The sequence below is a fragment of the Kribbella ginsengisoli genome, assembly GCF_039537185.1.
Taxonomy (GTDB): domain Bacteria; phylum Actinomycetota; class Actinomycetes; order Propionibacteriales; family Kribbellaceae; genus Kribbella; species Kribbella koreensis.
The window spans coordinates 479,241-501,037 of sequence record NZ_BAABAA010000004.1; the positions used below are offsets into that span (position 1 = coordinate 479,241).

General features: G+C 68.3%; 17 protein-coding genes and 2 rRNA genes. 1 reads left to right on the plus strand and 18 read right to left on the minus strand.

Annotated features, from left to right (window positions below):
• Positions 1-4: 4 nt before the first annotated feature.
• The 13 genes from ABD768_RS18615 to ABD768_RS18675 form a co-directional block, all read right to left on the minus strand.
• Entirely contained in the window at positions 5-661 is a 657-nt protein-coding gene (locus ABD768_RS18615) for an NUDIX domain-containing protein (RefSeq protein ID WP_344842121.1), read from the minus strand.
• Positions 658-2,391, minus strand: coding sequence for a CTP synthase (gene pyrG / locus ABD768_RS18620; protein ID WP_343964188.1), 1,734 nt, complete (start codon positions 2,389-2,391; stop codon positions 658-660). The genes ABD768_RS18615 and pyrG overlap by 4 nt, the downstream gene beginning before the upstream one ends.
• A gap of 21 nt (positions 2,392-2,412) precedes the next feature.
• Positions 2,413-3,438, minus strand: coding sequence for a glycosyltransferase family 4 protein (locus ABD768_RS18625; protein WP_343964190.1), 1,026 nt, complete (start codon positions 3,436-3,438; stop codon positions 2,413-2,415).
• Entirely contained in the window at positions 3,435-4,982 is a 1,548-nt protein-coding gene (gene murJ, locus ABD768_RS18630) for a murein biosynthesis integral membrane protein MurJ (protein ID WP_344842127.1), read from the minus strand. The genes ABD768_RS18625 and murJ overlap by 4 nt, the downstream gene beginning before the upstream one ends.
• A gap of 104 nt (positions 4,983-5,086) precedes the next feature.
• Positions 5,087-5,899, minus strand: a complete 813-nt coding sequence (locus ABD768_RS18635; protein ID WP_344842129.1) for a hypothetical protein — start codon at positions 5,897-5,899, stop codon at positions 5,087-5,089.
• Between the two features lies 1 nt (position 5,900).
• Positions 5,901-6,845 carry a copper transporter gene (locus tag ABD768_RS18640; RefSeq protein WP_344842132.1) on the minus strand — a complete coding sequence of 315 codons (945 nt, stop codon included), beginning with the start codon at positions 6,843-6,845 and terminating at the stop codon, positions 5,901-5,903.
• Positions 6,842-8,023, minus strand: a complete 1,182-nt coding sequence (steA, locus tag ABD768_RS18645) for a putative cytokinetic ring protein SteA (protein ID WP_343964198.1) — start codon at positions 8,021-8,023, stop codon at positions 6,842-6,844. Before steA ends, ABD768_RS18640 begins: the two co-directional genes overlap by 4 nt.
• Before the next feature lie 74 nt (positions 8,024-8,097).
• The gene (gene recN, locus ABD768_RS18650; RefSeq protein WP_344842135.1) at positions 8,098-9,831 is read right to left on the minus strand and encodes a DNA repair protein RecN; all 1,734 of its coding nucleotides are present in this window, start codon (positions 9,829-9,831) and stop codon (positions 8,098-8,100) included.
• A gap of 3 nt (positions 9,832-9,834) precedes the next feature.
• On the minus strand, positions 9,835-10,806 hold the full coding sequence (locus ABD768_RS18655) for an NAD kinase (protein ID WP_343964202.1): 972 nt from the start codon (positions 10,804-10,806) through the stop codon (positions 9,835-9,837).
• Entirely contained in the window at positions 10,803-11,618 is an 816-nt protein-coding gene (locus tag ABD768_RS18660; protein WP_343964204.1) for a TlyA family RNA methyltransferase, read from the minus strand. Before ABD768_RS18660 ends, ABD768_RS18655 begins: the two co-directional genes overlap by 4 nt.
• A 16-nt stretch (positions 11,619-11,634) precedes the next feature.
• Positions 11,635-12,627: a hypothetical protein gene (locus ABD768_RS18665; protein ID WP_344842140.1), complete on the minus strand. Its 993-nt coding sequence runs from the start codon at positions 12,625-12,627 to the stop codon at positions 11,635-11,637.
• Between the two features lies 1 nt (position 12,628).
• Positions 12,629-13,171 carry a phasin family protein gene (locus tag ABD768_RS18670; protein WP_344842143.1) on the minus strand — a complete coding sequence of 181 codons (543 nt, stop codon included), beginning with the start codon at positions 13,169-13,171 and terminating at the stop codon, positions 12,629-12,631.
• 113 nt (positions 13,172-13,284) lie between these two features.
• Positions 13,285-14,397 carry an HAD-IIA family hydrolase gene (locus ABD768_RS18675; RefSeq protein WP_343964210.1) on the minus strand — a complete coding sequence of 371 codons (1,113 nt, stop codon included), beginning with the start codon at positions 14,395-14,397 and terminating at the stop codon, positions 13,285-13,287.
• Positions 14,398-14,421: 24 nt separating this feature from the next.
• On the opposite strand from ABD768_RS18675, the gene ABD768_RS18680 reads away from it, so the two are divergent.
• Positions 14,422-15,585, plus strand: coding sequence for a DUF1015 domain-containing protein (locus tag ABD768_RS18680; RefSeq protein ID WP_344842147.1), 1,164 nt, complete (start codon positions 14,422-14,424; stop codon positions 15,583-15,585).
• An 18-nt stretch (positions 15,586-15,603) separates the two neighbouring features.
• Here ABD768_RS18680 and ABD768_RS18685 read toward each other — a convergent pair whose 3' ends face one another.
• The 5 genes from ABD768_RS18685 to ABD768_RS18705 form a co-directional block, all read right to left on the minus strand.
• A complete protein-coding gene (locus tag ABD768_RS18685) occupies positions 15,604-17,190 on the minus strand; it encodes a CHAD domain-containing protein (RefSeq protein ID WP_344842149.1) in 1,587 nt (528 codons plus the stop codon).
• Between the two features lie 131 nt (positions 17,191-17,321).
• Positions 17,322-18,479 carry a tetratricopeptide repeat protein gene (locus ABD768_RS18690; RefSeq protein WP_344842151.1) on the minus strand — a complete coding sequence of 386 codons (1,158 nt, stop codon included), beginning with the start codon at positions 18,477-18,479 and terminating at the stop codon, positions 17,322-17,324.
• Positions 18,480-18,586: 107 nt separating this feature from the next.
• The gene (locus ABD768_RS18695) at positions 18,587-19,219 is read right to left on the minus strand and encodes a hypothetical protein (protein WP_344842153.1); all 633 of its coding nucleotides are present in this window, start codon (positions 19,217-19,219) and stop codon (positions 18,587-18,589) included.
• A gap of 844 nt (positions 19,220-20,063) precedes the next feature.
• Positions 20,064-20,182 (minus strand): 5S ribosomal RNA (gene rrf, locus ABD768_RS18700).
• A 121-nt stretch (positions 20,183-20,303) separates the two neighbouring features.
• Positions 20,304-21,797, minus strand: a 23S ribosomal RNA gene (locus ABD768_RS18705); the annotation flags it as partial.

The window sequence follows — 21,797 nt, forward strand, 5'->3', positions numbered from 1 at the left end:
AGCCCTACTGGTCCTTGGCAGGCCAGGGAGAGTCAGCCGGACGCAGGTTGTCGAACCCAGGCCCGTTGAGCGCCGCCCAAGCAGACAACGCCCCCATCACCAGGATGGGATTGTGGAGATCCCCGGCCAGCACTGCGCCGACGACATCGACCAGCGGAGCCCACACGGTCTCCATGTCGGCTTCCTCGTGAAGCCGGTCATAAGTCTCCGGCGCCTCCGACAGCTCACGCGCCAGGAAGATGCGCACCGCCTCGTTGGTCAGCCCGGGGGACGTGAAGGCATCCACCAGCACCCGCCAGTCAGCAGCCTTGGTGGCCGCCTCTTCCCACAGCTCCCGCTCGGCCCCAAGCTGATACGCCTCACCGGCGACGTCCAGTAGCCCAGCCGGTGGCTCCAGCAGCCGGTAGCCGACCGGATGCCGGTACTGACGCACCAGCAGCATGCGGTTGTCATGGTCCAGCGCCACCACCCCAACAGCACCGGGGTGGACAACCACGTCGCGGGTGAAGGTCTCACCACCGCCCGGCGGGACGATCTGGTCGCGCCGGACCGAGATCACCCGACCGGTGGAGTGCACTACCTCCGACGACGAGACCTCCCACGACTCCTGCGCGTCGGCCAGGCCTGCGCCGAAGCGGAGTACAGGGTGGTCGGTGGTCACGCCTTGGCCGTCTCTACGACCGCAGGCTTGGATCCCTTGGACTTGGGAGTGGGCTTTGCAGTCAGGTCCTCCACCGGCAGGCGCGACTCGCGCTGGCGGACCAGGGCAGCAGCGATCAGGCCGGAGAACAGCGGGTGAGGCTTGGTCGGGCGCGAGCGGAGCTCCGGGTGAGCCTGGGTCGCCACGAAGTACGGGTGCTTCGCGCGGTCCAGCTCGATGAACTCGACCAATTCGTGGTCCGGGGACAGGCCGCTGAAGATCAGGCCGGCCGTCTCGAGCTTGTCGCGGTAAGCGTTGTTTACCTCGTAGCGGTGCCGGTGCCGCTCCTGGATCGACGGAGCGCCGTACAGGCTGCGGACGATCGAGCCTTCGGTCAGGTTCGCCGGGTAGAGGCCGAGGCGCATGGTGCCGCCGAGATCGCCCGTGCCGTCGACGATGTGCTTCTGCTCTTCCATCGTCGCGACGACCGGCTGCTCCGCGTCGGGGTCGAACTCCGTCGAGTTCGCCTCGGTCAGTCCGGCCAGGTCCCGAGCCACTTCGATCACCATGCACTGCAGGCCGAGACACAGTCCGAGGATCGGTACGCCGTGCTCGCGGGCGTACCGGATCGCGCCGATCTTGCCCTCGATGCCACGGACGCCGAAGCCACCCGGGATGCAGACCGCGTCGACGTCACCGAGCAGCCGCTGGGCACCCTCGGGCGTGGCGCAGTCGTCGGAGGGGACCCAGCGCAGGTTGACCTTGGCGTCGTTGTCGAAGCCGCCGGCCCGCAACGCCTCGGCGACCGACAGGTAGGCGTCCGGCAGGTCGATGTACTTGCCGACCAGCGCGACCGTGACCTGGTCGGCGGGGTTGTGGACGACCTTCAGCAGCTCGTCCCAGCGGGTCCAGTCGACATCGCGGAACGGTAGGTTGAGGCGGCGGACGACGAACGCGTCCAGCCCCTCGGAGTGCAGCACCTTGGGAATGTCGTAGATGCTCGGCGCGTCCGCCGCGGCCACCACGGCCTCGACGTCGACGTCGCACATCAGCGAGATCTTCCGCTTGACGCTGTCCGGGATCGGCCGGTCGGCCCGGCAGACGATGGCGTCCGGCTGGATACCGATCGAGCGCAGTGCCGCGACCGAGTGCTGGGTCGGCTTGGTCTTCAGCTCGCCGGCCGGCGCCATGTAGGGCACCAGCGAGATGTGCAGGAAGAAGACGTTGTCGCGGCCGACGTCGTGCCGGACCTGGCGGGCGGCCTCGAGGAACGGCAGCGACTCGATGTCGCCGACGGTGCCGCCGATCTCGTGCAGCACCACGTCGACGTCCGGGCCGGCCATCGCCAGCATCCGGTCCTTGATCTCGTTGGTGATGTGCGGGATCACCTGGACGGTGTCGCCCAGGTACTCGCCGCGGCGTTCCTTCGCGATCACCGACGAGTAGACCTGGCCGGTGGTGACGTTGGCGACCTGGGACAGGTCCCGGTCGAGGAACCGCTCGTAGTGCCCGATGTCCAGGTCGGTCTCGGCGCCGTCGTTGGTGACGAACACCTCGCCGTGCTGGAACGGGTTCATCGTGCCGGGATCCACATTGAGATAGGGATCCAGCTTCTGCATGGTGACCCGGATACCCCGCGCCGTCAGCAGGCTGCCGAGGCTTGACGCAGTCAGCCCCTTGCCGAGACTGGAGGCGACGCCACCGGTGACGAATACGTGCTTGGTCTGCTGCCCGAACGAAGCTCTGTCCACGGGCTTTAAGGCTACCTCTTGTCAGCCAGTGGTCGCGACGAGACCCGCGTAGATGTCGAGCAGATTCTTTGCAACCTCGTCTTCGTCCGGCCACTCCGCGGCTAATTTCAGGCCATCTGTCCGCATAGCGGCCGCCTTGTCCGGATCAGAAAAAACTTCCTGTACCGCCGCGGCGAGTCCCGCTGCATCCCCGGCCGCGGCCAGCAGCGCAGCGTCGCCCACCAACTCCGGTACGCCGCCCACCGCCGTCGCCACCACCGGTACGCCTGCCAGGATTGCCTCCTGGAGCACCAGCGCCCGCGCCTCCCAGTGCGAGGTCAGCAAGAACACGTCAGCGGCCCCCAGCAGGTCAGCCACGTCGCTCCGGTGCCCAAGTAGTCGCACCGGGAGCCCCTCGGCGTCGATCCGTGCCTGCAGGTTCTCCTTGAGCGGCCCATCCCCCACCACCGCGAAAACAACGTCTGGGCGCTCAGACGCCACCGCTGCCGCCACCGACAACAGGGTCGGGTAATCCTTCTGCGGAGCCAGCCGCCCCACCGAGAGCACCAGTGGCCCGTCCCCAAGCCCGAGAGACTCGCGGACCTCGGCAGCCGGCGTACGGGCCTCTGGTAACGCGGGAGCCGCTACCGGCGCCAACTCCACCTTCCGGGCGCCCAGCGACTTGGCTAGCTCCACGAGGTCGCTAGACGCTCCTAGAGTCAGGTCGGCTCCTCGAGCAACCAGTCGTTGCCCGAGCCGCATGACGAGGCCGCGCGGTCCAGTGGTCAGGATGGCGTTGTGCCAGGTCACCACGAGCGGCCGGAGATTCGCCCGGTCGCGCAGGGCAGCCGTACCGGCCCGGTAGCCATGGGCGTGGATCACGTCGCAACCACGCAACCCAGCGGCCTGTACTACGACAGTCGCGTCGCCGAAGTCGAAGTGCTCGGCAGTACCGGGTGGGGCGCAGACGACAACCTCATGGCCGGCCTCGAGGAAGCGCGGCACCAGTGAGGCGACGTGCTGCCCGATCCCACCCCGGGACTCCGCCAGCAGCAGGCCGATCCTCATGACGTCTCCTCCACAACGGTTGGCACACCCCGGCGCAGGAGCGCTCGGGCGTCCGGACGATCCAGAGCGACCGCGACCGCGGCGTACACGATCACGACCGCCAGGCCGGAGAGTATCGAGAACACCAGCGCACTACCCCAGCCGCCGTCACTAGCCGGCAGCGCGACGAGCCACCCGGCCGCACCGGCCAGTGCTGCGCCGACGAGCGCGGCAAGCGTCGCGCGGGACAGCCCACCGAGCACACCAGGTCCAGCCAGCCGCCGCAAGACCACGAGCAATACGACGGCCCCTGCGACCATACCGATCGACATAGCAGCCGCTAGTGCTCCTACAGCCTCAGAACCGTCCCACTGCAGCGTTAGCAGGATCCCGGCGATCGCAACGATCAGCCAGGCTCCCCCGGTCACTACTGCGACCTGGCGTCCGGCGTGACGCGCATAGAGCACCCGGCCGACATGCATCAGTACTGCGAAGCCGATGATCGCGGGGGCGAAGGCGACGAGTCCTGCGCCGAGTGAGGTGGCCTGGGCCTCCTGCACCTGTCCGTCGTTGTAGGCGAAGATGCGGGCGACCGGGACCGCAGTACCGACCAGCAGTGCGGCACCGGCTCCCCCGGCGAGCATGACGGCTCGCGTCGAGGTGGAGGCGTAGAGGTCGAAGGTGGCTGAGCCTGACTCGTAGGCAGCCGCCAGGCGCGGGAAGACCGCAGTGGTGATCGGTACGGCCAGTACTGCGTAGGGCAGGAGGTAGACCGCGTTGGCCCACGTGTAGACGGCAATGCTTCCTGCTGCGCCTCGATGGTTGGCCAGGTAGGTCGTGACGACGAAGGCCAGCTGCTGGGCGACCAGCACGGCAAGACCTGCGGCGGCGAGCTTGCGTAGTACCGGGCCGACGCCGGGGTCCAGGCGCAGGGTCGGTTTGATCGGCAGGCGCAGGAAGAGCATCGGGACCAGGACAGTGAGGGCTAGGGCAAGCACGCCGGCAGTGGTGCCCCAGGCAAGCAAGTCGGCTGCGCTCTGCGAGGCCTTGTCTGCAGTGGGAGCCATGGCGGCGAAGGCGAAGTAGGTGGCGACCACTACGAGGCTGGAGATGAGTGGGGCTACCGCACCGGCGGCAAAACGCTTGTGGGATTGGAGAACCGCTGTTGCGACCACAGTGATCGCATAGCCGAAGACCTGGGGCACGAAGATCAGCAGCATGCGCGTGGCGGTGGAACCGGAGCCGCCGCACTCGGGGCCGGCGTCGAGCATCGCGGAGGTGTAGCGCGAAGCGAAAAGCCAAGCCAGCAAGGCGAAAGGCGTCAGCAGTACGAGCGACCAGGTCAGCAGCGCACCGATGATCCGCCCTTGCGCTGCCCGATCGCCTCGAGCAACCGGCCCGGCCAGTACCGGGATGACCGCACCGGCAAGCGCTCCGCCAACGACGATTTCGAAAACCACATTGGGGAGCTGGTTGGCCGTCGCGTAGGCGTCGGCGAGGCAGCCGGCGCCAACGGTCTTGGAGAAAACCAGCCAACGGCCGAACCCGACAACGCGCGCGAGCACGGTGACACCGGCAACCAACAGCGCGGCTTGCGCAATCCGCGCACCTGGGCGACTCGCTCCGCCCGAACCGGCGGGCTCGGCCGGGCGATCCGGTCCGCCTGTGCTCACCGGGGGCGTCGGCCCCACTGGTCGAACTTGTCGAGGACGGGGGTGTTCGCGATCACTTTGGTGAAGCTGACCTTTTCGCTGGCCAGGTTGAGCGCGACGACCGCACCGAGCGCGAGCACCTTCAGCGGACGCGGCAGGGCGGACGCGAGCGCAGTACCGGTGATCGCGCCGAGCCCGTTGGCCCCACAGTCACCGAGCATCGAGCGCTCGCCGAGGTCCGACGGCGCGGAAGCAACAGCGGCTCCGACGACTGCGCCGGCAGGTCCACCAGCCACAAGAGCGACCGGAGCGCTGACCGCGGCGATGCCCTTCAACGCCCGGCCGGGGCGCAGATCCAGCAGGTTCGCGAGGTTCGCAGTACCGGCGATCAAGGCGCCATCGGCAACGACCTCGACCACCGCGCCGAAGCCCTTCGACCGACGAGGCAGCAACGCAGCCGCAGCAAGACCGGCCGCGCCGACCCCGAGGATCTTCACGGCCCCACTGGTCACCTCGCCGCGGCGCAATGCGGTCAGATGCCCACGGAACCCCTTGGTTTCGGTCGCTCCGGCAAGATCGTCGTACGCACCGACAGCACCCGAAACCGAGCCGGCCAGCAAAGCAGCCGCCTTCACGCGACCGTCTGACCGGCTAGCAGCGACTCCGGCCAACGCGCCGAGCACCGCGATCGGGCCCTCCAGCAACGTGACCGTCTCGCCGCGATGGTTGGTTCGCTCGAACGGCGCCCGGCTCTCCTTCGGCAGCTTCGCCGCGGCGCGCTCCAGCCCAGCCGTCGCGGCAGCGGAGATCACCGCACCCAACAGACCCATCTCAGTTGCCCTTCACCTGGTCAGCCGACGGCGCGACGCCGTTCTTCGCATCGATCCCGCCGTACTGCCCGGCCTTGCCGCCGGCCTGCTCGGCCAGCGCGAACACGACCGTCATCTGCCCGCTCGGCAGGTTCGCGACGTCGACCGTCGACAGCGCCTTGGTCGCGTCGGCGTTGCTCCGCAGCGCCTTGAGGAACCCACCGTTCTGCGCGGACTCCGGCATCCCGGCGACCACCACACCCGCGCTGGCGGTGTCGAGCCCCTCGGCGAAGTCCACTGCCTCGTTGTACGACGAGTTGTCCGGCGCCGGCGTCGGCGGCTTGGCGGCCACCACGACGATCAGACTGCCGCGGTCCTTCGGCGTCGGCTTGAGCGACACCAGCTTCGCGCTGCTCAGCCCGTTGATGATCTTGACCGCCTCGGTGTCGACCGTCTTGGCCTCTTCCTTGGCGGCCACCCCGCGGGCCAGGATCATCCCGGCGCGCTGGTAGGTGTTGCTCTCGGTCGGGAACTGCAGGTCGCTGGTGACCAGGTCGTTGACCAGCGGCTCGACCAGCTGGCGCTGTCCGGGGTCGAACAGCTTGCTGTCCAGCGAGACCTTGGTGGTGACCTGGCCGCCGGCCTTCTCGATCGCGGCCTGGATCGCGTCCGTCATGTCGCTGTCCGCGTTCGGCATCGTGACCACCACGATCCGCTTGCCGATCAGCTTGCCGGTCGTCAGGTTCGAGGTCACCTTGGCGATGTAGTCGTCGCGGTACTTGTCCAGCGCCTTGGTCTGCAGCAGCTGCTCGCGCTGGTCCTCGACGGTGGCCCGGTCCTTGTTGGCCTGGGCCTGGACCAGGTCGCTGCCGGTGCCCTTGAGCGGTCCGGCGCCTAGCACCACACCGGCGCCGAGGGCGAAGAAGATCGCCACGATGGAGACGATGTGGTAGCGAAAGTCGATCACGTGAACAGCTCCCGGATCCAATAGACGAAGTCGTTCCAGCGCGCCCGCAGGATCGACCAGACCACGTCGTCGGCGCCGATGGCGACCATCGCCACGCCGAGCGCGAACAGGCCGGCCGCGATCAGCGCGACCACCTGCAGGGTCGAAACGCGGCTTCGGTAGAGCCGGCCGACGCCCTTGGCGTCCACCAGCTTCGCACCTACTCGCAGCCGGGTGATGAAGGTGCTCGCCATGCCGGAGCGTCCCTTGTCGAGGAACTCCACCAGCGAGTTGTGGGTGCCGACCGCGACGATCAGCGAGGCACCCTTCGAATCGGCCAGCAGCATCGCGACGTCCTCGCTGGTGCCGGTGGCCGGGAACTCGATCGACTCGACGCCGAGCCGTTCCAGCCGTTCCGATCCCGGCGCGTGGCCGTTGCGGTACGCGTGCACGACGACCTCCGCGCCGCACTTGAGCGTCTCGTCCTTGACCGAGTCCATGTCGCCGACGATCAGGTCGGGGACGTAGCCGTTCTCCACCAGGGCGTCCGCGCCACCGTCGACACCGATCAGGACCGGCCGGTACTCCCGGATGTACGGCCGCAGGGCCACCAGGTCCTCGCGGTAGTCGTAGCCCCGGACCACGATCAGCACATGCTTGCCGTCCATCGCCGTGTGCACGTCCGGTACGCCGATGCCGTCCAGCAGCAGGTCGCGCTCCTGGCGCAAGTACTCCAGGGTGTTCGCCGTGAACGCCTCGAGCTGGGTCGACAGGCCCGCGCGGGCGTCGTCCATCAACTGGGCGACGGACGCGCTGTCCTGGACCACGCCCTTCGCGACGACTTCCTCACCCCGGTACAGGATGCCGTCGTTCAGCCGGACCCGCTCGCCCTCGTGCAGGACCGAGAAGACCTCGCGGCCGATCCCGTCGACCAGCGGGACGCCGGCCTCGACCAGGATCTCTGGACCGAGGTTCGGGTAGCGCCCGGAGATCGAGTCGGCCACGTTGACGACCGCGGCGACCTTGCAGTCCACCAGGGCCTCGGCGCTGACCCGGTCCAGGTCGACGTGGTCGATGACCGCGATCTCGCCCGGCTTGAGCCGTTTGGTGAGATTCTTGGTACGGCGATCCAGCCGGACCACCCCGGCGGTCCCGGGCAGTTCAGGTGGGCGTGCTCGACGCAGACTGGGCAGCTTCATCGCTTACTCATCCTGCCATGTCAAGAGCCTTCCGCCCGCCTTTTCAGCCGGTGCCCCGGTGACGGTGCGTTAAATCATCCTTTTGAACCAGTCTTCTTCTTCGGCTTCTTGTGCCTTTCGGCCGCCAGAGCGAGCAGTTCTTCGGCGTGCGCCTGGGCCGCGTCGGAGTGCTCCAGACCGGCCATCATCCGGGAGAGCTCCTTCAGCCGGGCGTCGTCGTCGAGCGCGACCAGACCACTCGTGGTGACCGATCCGTCGTCGCTCTTCAGCACCACAGCGTGACGATCCGCGAAGGCGGCCACCTGCGGGAGGTGGGTCACCACGATGACCTGTGCCTTCTCCGCCAGCCGCGCGAGCCGCTTGCCGACCTCGACCGCGGCCCGGCCGCCGATCCCGGCGTCGATCTCGTCGAACACCAGCGTCGGCACGGGGTGCGTGTCCGACAGGATCACCTCGAGCGCCAGCATCACCCGCGACAACTCACCGCCCGAGGCCGCCTTCTGCAGCGGGCGGGCCGGGCTCCCCGGGTTCGCCGCGAAGCAGAACTCGATCTCGTCGGCGCCATAGGGCCCGGGCGCCGTCTCGTGGATCTCGACGGTCAGGGTCGCGTGCGGCATCGCCAGCCCGCTCAGCTCCTCGGACACGGCGACGCCCAGCCGGGCCGCCGCCTCGCGGCGCGCAGTACTGACCTGGTCGCCGAGGTCCTTCAGCTGGGCACGCAGCTCGGCCAGCTCGGCGGTGAGCTGCTCGACGCGCTCGTCGCTGCCGTCCAGCTCGGCCAGCCGCGCGGCGGACCGCTTCGCCCACTCCAGCACCTCGTCGACTGTGCCCTCTTCGCCACCATGCTTACGAACAAGCGTCGTCAGCAACGAACGTCGTTCGCTCACCACCGAGAGCCGGGCCGGATCGGTGTCCACATCCGACGCGTACGACGAAAGCTCGCCGGCCAGGTCAGCCGCCAGGTACCCGAGCTCGCTCGCGCGATCGGCCAGTTCGGCCAGCTTCGCGTCGTGCTCGCGCTCGCCATCCAGCGCCTGCTTCGCCAGAGCAAGCAGGCCGAGCACGTCGGCCGGGCGCGTCGAGTCCAGGTCCTCGGACGCGAGCGCCTCGGCGGCGGTCGTGGCCGCAGTACGAAGGCCGTCGGCGTACGCGAGGCGCTCCTCCTCGGCCGCGAGCTCGACATCCTCGCCCGGCAACGGCTCCGCCTTGGCGATCTCGTTGAGCCCGAAGCGCAGCAGATCCGCCTCGGCCAGCCGGTCGCGCTCGCGCGTCGTCAGCTCGGTCAGCTCGGTCTCGATCTCCCGATGCCGCCGGTACGCCGTGCTGTACTCCCCCAGCGGAACCAGGACCGGCTTCCCCGCAAAGGTATCGAGCGTCTCGCGCTGCCGGGCCGGCTGCAGCAACCGCCATTGGTCCGCCTGCCCGTGGATCGCGACCAGGTCGCCGGACACCTCGGCCAGCACCGACACCGGCACCGAAGCGCCGCCGAGGAACGCCCGCGAGCGACCCTCCGACGACAACTCGCGCGCGATCAGCAACTCGTCGTCGTCCAGCTCGCCGCCACGGTCCTCGGCCTGCTGCACGATCGACTTCGGTACTTTGCTCGCCCGACCCTCGACCCGCGCCCGCCGGACGCCGTGCCGGACCAGGCCGCTGTCGGCGCGACCGCCGAGCAGCATGTTCACGCCCGTCACGACCATCGTCTTACCGGCGCCGGTCTCGCCGGTGACTGCCGTGAACCCCGGATCGAGCTCCAGCGTGGCGTCCTCGATCACGCCCAAGCCCGTGATGCGGATCTCCGAGAGCATGGTCTAGTTCTCCTCTGATGTACTGCTGTTGCGGTCGCGCTCGGCGCGTCCGCGCCAGCCGAGCACCGGTAGATCGAACTTGGCGACGAGCCGGTCGGTGAAGGACGCCTCGTGCGCCCTCGCCAGCCGGACCGGCGTCCTGCCCCGCCTCACCACGATGCGCGCGCCGGGCGGCACCTCGACCATCCGCCGCCCGTCGCACCACAGCACTCCGCGCCCGTGCCAGGCCGCGATCAGCTCGATCGACAGCTGCGACGTCGGCGCCACCACGATCGGCCGCGAGAACAACGCGTGCGCGCTGAGCGGCACCATCAAGATCGCCTCGACCTCGGGCCAGACGATCGGCCCGCCCGCCGAGAACGCGTACGCCGTACTGCCGGTCGGCGTCGCGACCACGACCCCGTCACAGCCCCACCGCGACAGCGGCCGGCCGTCGACCTCGACCATCACCTCGAGCATCTTCTCCCGGGCGGCCTTCTCGACGCTGGCCTCGTTGAGCGCCCAGGTGTCGAAGATCAGCTCGTCGTCGTGCCACACGTCGACCGCCAGCGTCATCCGCTCCTCGACCGTGTACGTGCGATCGACGACCACGTCGACGATCCGCTCCAGGTCGTCGCGCTCGGCCTCGGCCAGGAACCCGACATGGCCGAGGTTGACGCCGAGCACCGGCGTACCGTGCGGGCGGGCGAGTTCGGCGCCGCGCAGGATCGAGCCGTCGCCGCCGAGCACGATGATCAGCTCGACGTCCTGGGCCGCCTTCTCCGGGTCCTCGGCGATCTCGACCGGTTCGAGCTTCATCGCCTCGAACTCTTCGGACAGCAGCCGGACCACCAGGCCGGCGCCGGTCAGCAGGCGGTGCGCCTCGCGGGCCACCTCCACGGCCAGGTCGCGACCGGTGTGCGTCACCAACAGCACGCGCCGGGGCTCCGGCTCGACCACGGGGACCTGCCCTTCGACTGTCGACGCAGCGGTCACTGCGGGCCGCTCTCGATAGCGGTCCGGAGCATCGTCTCATCGAGCGGCGGCGCCGTACGGCGTATCCACAGGAAGTATTCGACATTTCCTGACGGACCCGGCAACGGACTGGCCGCGACACCGGCCACGCCCCAGCCGAGATCGGCCGCTTTCCGGGCCACGCCGCGGACCGCGTCGGCGCGCAGCACCGGGTCCCGGACCACGCCGCCCTTGCCCAGCCGCTCCTTGCCGACCTCGAACTGCGGCTTCACCATCAGTACCAGGTCGCCGTCGGGCTTGACCACGGTGAGCAGGGCCGGCATCACGATCGTCAGCGAGATGAAACTGAGGTCGCTGACGACGAGGTCGACCGGCTCGCCGCCGATGTCCTCCAGAGTCAGTGTGCGGACGTTGGTCCGATCCATCACGGTCACGCGCTCGTCCGTCTGCAACGCCCAGACGAGCTGCCCGTAGCCGACATCCACGGCGATCACACTCGCCGCGCCGTTCCTCAGCAGCACATCGGTGAATCCACCGGTCGATGCCCCTGCATCCAGGCACCGCCGATCCTTCACCTGTACTTCGCTGAACGCCTCCAACGCACCGACAAGCTTGTGCGCACCGCGACTCGCATACCCCGGATCGTCGGTCTCAGACGTGTCGACCAAGATCGCCGCATCCGCGCCGACTCCCGTCGCCGGCTTGGTCGCCACCGTCCCCGCGACCTTCACCTTGCCGGCCAGCACCAACTCACTGGCCTGCTCCCGCGACCGAGCCAGCCCACGCCGCACCAACTCAGCATCCAGCCGGGACCGTTTCACGCCCTTAGCCATCGGTCCCCGCGATCACTCAACCCCGGTCGCCATACTCGGCGTCCGCCTCCACCAGAGCACTCTGCAGCCGCTCATGCAGCTCCGCATAAACCTCCGCATGCTCCCCCACCGCCAACTCCCCCAACCCCTCCAGCCGCTCCACCACATCCTCAACCAACGGATGCACCTCATCGTCCCCCCGCTCCTCGCCAGCCGCCTGCACAACAGCCGCCGGAGCAGCAGGCCGAGCACCCGCAGGCCCAGGCACAGGAGTCCCCGGCCGCGGATACGCCGCACCAGGCACCGGAGCCGCCGGCCGCGAGAACGGCTGCCCAGGCACCCCCGGACGAGGAGCGGCCTCCCCAGCCACAGCATCCGGCCCCGGCAAACCCGAGCCAGACGAAGGCACGGCCGGTCGTGGGAAACCCTCGCCAGGTGGGGTAGGCCGAGCAAAACCTTGCCCAGGCACCGGAGCCGCCGGCCGCGGGTACGCCGGACCAGGTGCCGGAGCAGCAGGCCGCGGGGGCGGCTGCTCAGACGCAGCAGGTAATACGGGCCCATTCGAAGCCGGCTCCTCAGCCACAGCATCCGGCTCCGGCAAACCCGAGCCAGACGAAGATGCGGCCGGTTGTGCGAGGCCCGCGCTGGGCGAAGGTACTGGGGCAGTGTGGTGCTCAGCCGGCTCGTACGACTGGGTCGGCTCGTCGTATGAGTCGTCTGGGCCGTCGTCCACGTACGAGTGCTGGGTCGGCTCCTCGAGTGAGGCCTCGAAGGCCTGCTCGGTGTCTTCGACCGGGTCCGGGTCCGGATCGGGTTCCGGGGTTGGGTCGCCGTAGACGGTGAAGCCTGCCAGCAAGGGGTCCGTGTGGGGACGCCCTTGGAGGGTTGGGTTGACCCAAGCAGTACGGGACTCCGGCGCCGGCTCGGTGTCGTAGTCGGGGTGGGACTGTTCGTCGGGCTCGGCGTCGTGGCCGGGCTCGACGTCGGGGTCGACTGCCGGAGGGAACTGCTCGCCGGGGTGGTCGGTCACGTCACGCCTTCTTCGCCGGGGCCTTCTTGGCCGTCTTCTTGACCGCAGCCTTCTTCGCCGGCGCCGCCGACGTCTTCTTGGCCGCGGCCTTCTTGACCGCCGGCGCCTTCACCGCGGACTTCTTCGCGGCAGACTTCTTCGCTGCCGGCCTGGACGCGGACGACGACGCAGGAGCCGACGCGGGAGCAGGAGCCGACGCAGCAGCGGCGGCGACCAGCGCGTCGTTCGCCTCGGCGAGCTCGCGCTCCAGCCCGTCGAGGCGCCGGCTCAGCGCAGCGACCTCCTCGGACCGTACGAACCCGAGCCGCGCAACAGCACCCTCGACCTCGTTCGCCACGATCGCCTGCAGCAGTTGCCGGTTGCTCTTGCTGGTAGCAACGATCTCCTCGGCCAGGTCGCTCACCTTGGTGGTCACGCCGGCCGTCAGCGCGTCCGCGCCGGTCTGCTGCAACAGCGCCTTCGCGGCCTGCTGCGCACGCTGCTTCGTCACCTCGGTCAGGCCGTTCGCCAGCTGTACGTAGCCGCGCAATGCATCCATCACCATGAGAAACCTCCGTACTCGTCTGTCCTGGCGCCGTCGCCCCGGTCAGGCTCAGTTGCCAGCCACGGTATCGCGCCGAGCCCGCAATACCAGCCCGCCTCCGCCCATACCGAGCGTTACTTGTCCAGCCCGACCCGATGCAGCGCCTCGCCGATCTTGATCGACCCCAGCTCCGGCGCCGGCTTCGGCAACGGCCGCCGCCCGCGCGCAGCGCTCTTCGCCGCCGTCTTCGCAACCGGCTTGGCCGGTGCGTCCACCGCCGCCCAGACAGCCGAGAGGATCGCCCGCAACCCGTCGTACGGCTTGCCCTCACCGGTCACAGCCACTGCGCCGTCAACAACCGAAGCCGTCCAGCCTTCACAGCTGTGCTTCGCGCCGTCGACCGTCACCCCAGGATGCTTCTCCCGCAAAGCCCCCAGCCCGGCCCCGATGTACGTCGGCCGCTCGTTCTTCGGCGCCGCAGCCAGGTCATAAGCATCATGTACGCCGGTAGCGACCCAAAGACTCGCGATCCCGACGTTGTGCGCCCCGGCGATGTCCGAGTCGAGCCGATCCCCGATCATCAACGGCCGCTCAGCCTTCAACCGCTCGATACTCGTCTCGAGCAGCGGCGCCTCCGGCTTGCCGGCCACGATCGGATCCACCTCGACCGCCGCCCGCACCGCCTGGACCAGCGTCCCGTTGCCCGGCGCCTTGCCACCCGCGGTCGGAATCGTCAGATCGAGATTCGTCGCGTACCACTTCGCGCCCTCGTTGATCGCATGCGCACCGTCCGCGAGCATCACCCAGTTCACGTCGGGATGAAACCCCTGTACGACGGCCACCGGGTTCGCGTCGCTGCTCCGGACCGGCTTCAGCTCGTACTCCTCCAGCGCCGCGATCAGCCCCTCGCCACCGACCACGAGCACCGGCGACCCCTTCGGGAACTCCTTCGCGATCAGCTTCGCCGCCGCCTGCGCCGACGTGACGACGTCCTCGCCGATCACGTCCAGCCCGAACGACGCCAGGTGCTCGGCGACCACGGAGGCCGGCCGGCTCGCGTTGTTGGTGATGTACCCGATCCGCATACCCTCCGCGGCCGCTTTGCGCAGGTTCTCCGGCGCGTCCGGCACGGGGTCGGGACCGACGTAGACCACCCCGTCGAGATCGAGGAGCGCAACGTCGTACCGGCCGGCGAGCGGTTCGTCACAAGCCGACAGTGGGGCGGGCGATTCCTGTGTCCTGGTCATGCTTCCCCCCGTACGATCACGGCCATGTCAGAAGCGTCCGCAAACGTCCTGCGGCTCGACCCGCTGCGGGCCTGGCGGTTCGTCGCGGGCAAGGTGAGCGCGCTCGGCGCGGTGACCTCGCCACCGTACGACGTACTGGAACCCGCCATCGTCCGGCGGCTGACTGACTCTGATCTCCACAACATGGTGAGACTCATCCTTCCACGCGATCCCGAGCTGGGCCCCGGCCGGTACGACGAGCCCGCGCGGAGGCTGTCCACGTGGCAGCGCGAGGGCGTGGTGATCCAGGACCACCGGCCAGCTCTTTACGTGTACGAGCAGCAGTTCCAGGGCGCCGTACTGTGTGGGCTGGTCGGCTCACTCGCGCTCGACCCGGCCCGCCGGGTGGTACTGCCGCACGAGGATGTCATGCCGCAGTGGGTCGACGACCGGTTCGAGCTGATGGAGGCGACGGACGCGGATCTGGAGCCGATCCTGCTCGCGTACGGCGGTGGTGGGGCGGCCAGTGACGCCGTCGACGACGCCCGCTCGGGTGAACCCTGGCTGGTCGCCGACACCGAGAACGGGGCCCATCACCGGATCTGGCGGATCGACGACCCGGTCATCCTGGCCAAGATCGCCGACGAACTGGCGACGCACGAGGCGTTGATCGCCGACGGGCATCACCGCTACGCGGCGTACCTGGAGCGCAACCGGCGCGAGCCTGACCGCGACGGCACCGATGTCGGCCTGGCCATGCTGGTCGACAACGACCGGCACCCGCTGACGCTGGACCCGATCCACCGCGTCGTACCGGGGCTCACCCTGGACCTGGTGTCTTCCCGTACGCCGAGTGGCTGGCAGGTGCTGCCTGGTCGCGTGGAGGGCGTACCGGACCGCATAGCGATCACTGACGGGACGTCTTGGGTGACGCTGCAGTCCACTGAGGGGCAGGTGACTCCTACAGTCGCTCTGCTGCATCGCGAACTGCTACCGGCGTGGGGAGTGCCTGCGGACGAGATCACCTTCCACCACGCGCTGGCGGACGCAGTAGCCCTCGCTGGGCCGCAGCAGGCCGCTGTGGAGCTTGTGGCGCCCCGGATGGACCAGGTGCTGCACTCAGCCGCGCGTGGCGCCGTACTGCCCCAGAAGGCGACCTCATTCGGCCCCAAGCCACGCGTGGGGCTCCTCTTCCGGATGCTCAGCTAGTAGCTCAGGCCTGGTCGTTCATGGCCGGTGGTACTGGTTGAGGAACTCCTCCCGCAGCGGCTTGCGCGCCGCCCGGTGCCGCTCCGTCAGCCGCCCAAGCGTGAACGAAAGCTCCGCATCACCCTGAGCAGCCGCATCCTGCGCGAGCCTCGTCAGCGCATCCGCCGCCGCACAGTGGTCCTGATGCTGCCCTAGCAACTCCTGGAACCTAGCCGCCTGTACTGCGATGTCTCGCGCCTCGTCACCAAGCACCGACGCGCTCGTATCCGCGGCATACCGGACCCGCTTGGCCAGCAACCGCACCTCATGCCAGTCATCATCCGGCGACCACGGCTTCAGCAACTCAGCCGACGCTTCAAACTTCCGCCGGGCAGCCTTCAGCAGCTTCGGCAACACCTGACCACTGGTCTTCTCAGCCAACCCGCTGAGCTCAGGCGCAGCCGCGACCACCTGCAATTCCCTGACCAGCAAGGCGGTCCGCTCCCCCAAAACCACCTCAGCCGACTGCCCTGACGCCCGCTCCAACCCGGCAGTCAACGTCCCCAGAATCGTCGCCACATGCTCCGCGTCGTCCTCGCTGGTCACCCCGTCGCGCACCAACTCGGCGATCACTTCAAGATCCCGAGCCTCCCCGCAACTATTGGCCAACCAAGCCAACTCAACCCGCAGCTTCTCCCCCCAATCCCCCGCGATCACCTTCCTGAACAACTTCAAATCACTCCGCAACCGCCGGCACGAAACCCGCACCTGATGAATCGCGTCCTCCTCCCCGCGCTCCACCATCCGCACGGCCTTCCCCAACCGCCGACCCCCCTTCTCAACAGCCCGCCCCACCAACTCCCCCACCAACAACCCACCGCCGTCCCCGACAGCCCCGTCCACCGCAACACCCACCCCAGCCCCACTCGCCCCCACCACCGGCTCCCCTACCGCCGCCCCAGCCTCACTCCCAGCACCCGCCTCACCAGCCACAGAAGCCCCCACTGCGCTCGGTGCCCCAGCGCCAGCAGCATCCGCCACACCCTCAACTGTCGCGACGCCAACCGAGGGAGCCCCCACCGCAGCCAATGCCTCAGCACCATCCGCCACACCCTCAGCAGTCGCCACCCCGCCCACAGGAGCCCCCACTACAACCTCGGCACCGCCATCCGGCGAATCCCCTCCACCGTCAGCCTCAACCCCAGAAGCACCCGCAATCCCAGCGCCGACGGCCAACGAATCGGCGTCACCCACTCCGCTGTCCGGGCCGGCATCCACCCGCGCCCCGGGCGCGACGTCGGCAGCCGACGGGTGCGCTTCCACTTCGAGCGCCGCATCGGCAGCTGGCGGGTGTCCTACCGGGTCGGGCGCCACGTCAGCGGACGACGGGTGCGCTGCCAGGCCGGGCGCCGCGCCAGCGGACGACGAGTGTCCTGCCAGGCCGGGCGCCGCGCCAGCGGACGACGAGTGTCCTGCCAGGTCGGGCGCCACATCAGCGGACGACGGGTGCGCTGCCGGGGCGGGTGACAGGTCGGCGGCTGACGCGCTTGTTGCTGGCTTGGCGTTCGTTGCGCCGGAGGGCACCGCCGCGGGGGTTGGGGGACCTGTTTCAGCGTCGGCTGTCATCGGGCCATTCTCGTCGGTCCGTGACCCCCACGCCCCGCCACGCCGACCACCCCCGGACAAGGCGAACGGCCCGGGCAGGCAGCGGATTTCTCCACCACCTACCCGGGCCGTTCACCAACTACATCCAGCTACTACTCCGCCGACTTCCCGCCGGCCTTCTCGCCCTCGGCGTCGTCACCCGCAGCCTCATCACCCGCGGATCCGCCATCCTCAGCGTCGTCCTCACCAGACTCATCGTCGTCATCCGAATCGTCGTCCCCGTCCGAGTCATCGGAGTCGGCCGCGTCCTCCGCGTCCTCGTCCGAGTCGTCGGAGTCTGAGTCGTCCGCATCAGCGTCGTCATCCTCGTCGGAGTCGGAGTCGGAGTCGGCGTCGTCCGCGTCCTCATCCGAGTCGTCGGAGTCTGAGTCGTCCGCATCAGCGTCGTCATCCTCGTCGGAGTCGGAGTCGGAGTCGGCGTCGTCCGCGTCCTCATCCGAGTCGTCCTCGTCGTCGGACTCGAGGTCGTCGTCCGCGTCGTCTGCGGAGTCGTCGCTGTCCGATGCGGCGTCGTCGGAGTCGTCCTCGTCCGCGTCGTCTGCGTTGGAGTCGTCGCTGTCGGACGCCACGTCACCGTCGGCGTCGTCTGCGTCTTCGGCTTCGTCGAAGACCTCGATGATTACCTCGTCTTCGTCGTCCTCGTCGAGGTCGGTGAAGGTGAGGCCTTCGAGTTCGGCGGCGCGTTCGGCGGCTCCGGTGGAGCCGTCCTGGTCGGAGCCGGCAGCACGGTGGAACCAGGTGAGGGCTTCGTCCGTACGACCTGCCTCGGCCAGCGCATCGGCGTACGCGTACCGCAGCCGCGGCAACCACTCGGCGCGAGTCCGCTTGGTGAGCTCAGGAATGTCGAGGACCTGGATCGCCGCAGCCGTCTGGCCCATGTCGCGCCGGGCTCCGGCCGCCACGATCAGCATCTCGATCTGCGAACCCTCCTCCAGCGTCAGCACGGCCTTCTCCTGCGACAACGCCAGCGCCTTCTCCGGGTGGCCGAGCGCACGCTCGCAGTCGGCCATCGCCGGCAGCACCTCGTGGTTGCCGGTCATCCGCCGTACCGCGCGGAACTCGGTCAGCGCCTCCGCGTAATGCTCAGACAGGTACGCCGTGATCGCCACAGCCTCCCGTACTCCGCCCAGCCGCGCCGCCAGCCGTCGAGCCGTCTTGGCGTGCAGGTAGGCGAGATCCGGGTCGTCCTCCAGGAACCGGCCGGACGCCACCAGGTGCTGCGCGACCAGGTCCGCGAGGCTACGCGGCAACGACCGAAGCTCGGCCTTCATCCCCTTGTCGAGCTCCGCACCGGTGATCCCGGCCGGAATGACCGGGTCGTCCTTACGCGGACCGACCCTCTCCTCGTCCTCACGCCCTACGCCCCGACCGCCACGCTCACGATCGGTACGCCCGCGGCCGCCACGCTCTTCACGGCGCGGCCCGTTGCGGTCGTCCCGACGCGGTCCACGATCATTGCGGGGAGCCGCGTCCTGGTATCCGGTCCGCTCGTCCCGACGCGGCACAGCCCCCGTCCGGTCGTCGCCACGAGGCCCAGTACGAGCGCCGCCCTTGAAGCCGGTCGGTCGCCCATCCCGAGGAGGCCCAGACCGAGCCCCACCCTGATACCCACCACTACGCGGCGCAGAACGCTCATCGCGCCCACCCCGGTCATCTCGCCGAGGCGCGGAACGCTCGTCGCGGCTGTACCCACCACGGTCCTCACGAGGCGCACCACGGTCAGCCCCACCACGCGACCCCGACCGGTCGTCCCGGCCGTATCCGCCACGGTCGTCGCGGTTGTACCCACCGCGGTCAGCCGCACGCGGTGCGGACCGGTCGTCCCGGCTGTACCCACCGCGGTCACCACGGTTGTCACCACGCGGCGCAGAGCGGTCATCACGGTTGTAACCGCCACGGTCGTCACGCTGGGGAGCGCTGCGCTCGTCGCGGCTGTACCCACCACGGCTGTCGCCGCCGCGGTCGTCACGACGCGGAGCAGAACGGTCATCGCGGTTGTAGCCGCCACGGTCGTCGCGGTTGTAGCCACCACGGTCGTCACGCTGAGGGGCGCTGCGCTCGTCGCGGCTGTAGCCACCGCGGTCGCCGCCGCGCGGGGCGGAGCGGCCATCGGAGCCTAGGGGTGAACGGTCGTCACGCCGGGGCGCGCCGCGGTCGTCGCGACGCGGTCCGCGGTCGTCGCGGTCAGAGAGCTGTCCCTTGAACGGGTCGCGTCCCGGGTCGCCCTTGTCGTCCCAGCGCGTGTTCCGCTTCGGAGCCGGCTTGTCATCCCGCCGAGCCCCACCGGTACGCGGCGCTCCGCGCCCACCACCGGAAGCACTCCAAGACCCACCCGAAGCACCGCCTCGAGCACCGCTACCAGAACCGCCGGACGAGCTACCACCGTATCCACCGCCAGAACCGCCACGGGAACCACCGGAGGAGCTGCCGCCGTAGCCGCCGGAACCGCCACGGGGCGCGCCGGAAGACGAGCCTCCGCGCGGGGCGCCGCTGGAGCCGCCACGGGGGGCGCCTGAGGAGCTGCCGCCGCGGGGACCGCCGGACGAGGCGCCACGTGGGCCGCCAGATGAGGCGCCGCGAGGGCCGCCAGAGGAACCGCCGCGGGGGGCGGAGCTTGAGCCGCCTGAGCGGCCGCCGGTGTTTCCGCCGCCGGCACGACCCGATCCGCCGGACGAACCACGGCCGGAGCGATCGCCCGGACCAGAGCGGGGGTTGCGAGGTGGCGTAGCCACGGTGACTCCTATCGGTCGTACGAGGTGAAAACGGCGCTCAGACAAAAGTACAGGCACAAACATTAAGGGCCACCCGAGTGGGTGGCCCTTAACAGTGTGAATGTCCGGCGACGTCCTACTCTCCCACGACCTACCGGTCGCAGTACCATCGGCGCTGTCAGGCTTAACTTCCAGGTTCGGAATGGAGACTGGGTGTTTCCCTGAAATATCAACCAACCACACTTCAGCCACTCACCGTTCCCACCTGGGAACGAGTGTTGCTGGGGGTTGACCGTATTTCGGGAACCGTATAGCGGACGCATTCATCTTCGCAGCAGTATCTGTCACACCAAAGTGTGGTGTTGAGACAAGCCCTCGGCCTATTAGTACCAGTCAGCTCCACACCTTACGGCGCTTCCACTTCTGGCCTATCAACCCAGTGGTCTAGTCTACTGGGGGCCTTACCCGATTAACTCGGTGGGAGACCTCATCTTGAAGCGTGCTTCCCGCTTAGATGCTTTCAGCGGTTATCACTCCCGAACGTAGCCAACCAGCCGTGCTCCTGGCGGAACAACTGGCACACCAGAGGTTCGTCCACCCCGGTCCTCTCGTACTAGGGGCAGCCCTTCTCAAGTCTCCTGCGCGCGCAGCGGATAGGGACCGAACTGTCTCACGACGTTCTAAACCCAGCTCGCGTGCCGCTTTAATGGGCGAACAGCCCAACCCTTGGGACCTACTCCAGCCCCAGGATGCGACGAGCCGACATCGAGGTGCCAAACGGGGAAGATCAGCCTGTTATCCCCGGGGTACCTTTTATCCGTTGAGCGACGGTGCTCCCACATGCCACCGCCGGATCACTAGTTCCGACTTTCGTCCCTGCTCGACATGTCTGTCTCACAGTCAAGCTCCCTTGTGCACTTACACTCGACACCTGATTGCCAACCAGGCTGAGGGAACCTTTGAGCGCCTCCGTTACCTTTTAGGAGGCGACCGCCCCAGTCAAACTACCCACCAGGCACTGTCCCTGATCCAGATAATGGACCTAAGTTAGACAGCCAGAACAACCAGAGTGGTATTTCAACGATGACTCCACCCGAACTGGCGTCCGAGCTTCACAGTCTCCCACCTATCCTACACAAGTTGTACCGACCACCAATACCAAGTTGTAGTAAAGGTCCCGGGGTCTTTCCGTCCTGCTGCGCGTAACGAGCATCTTTACTCGTAATGCAATTTCGCCGAGTCCATGGTTGAGACAGCGCCCAAGTCGTTACGCCATTCGTGCAGGTCGGAACTTACCCGACAAGGAATTTCGCTACCTTAGGATGGTTATAGTTACCACCGCCGTTTACTGGCGCTTAAGTTCAAAGCTTCGCCGGCCTAAACCAGCTAACCTGTCCCCTTAACGTTCCAGCACCGGGCAGGCGTCAGTCCGTATACATCGAATTACTTCTTCGCACGGACCTGTGTTTTTAGTAAACAGTCGCTTGGGCCTGGTCTCTGCGGCCATCAACGCTTCCCACAGCAAGTGCGGTAACGTATCCGGCCCCCCTTCTCCCGAAGTTACGGGGGCATTTTGCCGAGTTCCTTAACCATGGTTCACTCGATCGCCTTGGTATTCTCTACCTGATCACCTGTGTCGGTTTGGGGTACGGGCGGCTCTAACACTCACTACGAAGTTTTTCTCGGCAGCATGGGATCATCCACTTCCCCTGAACGGGTCCGCCTCGGTTCTCAGGCTATGTGAGACACGGATTTGCCTATGCCTCGCCCTACCACCTTGCCCGCGGATCAGCTTGCGCCTACCATCGCCGCGGATGGACTGCCCTCCTGCGTCACTCCTTAGTGCACCTAATACCA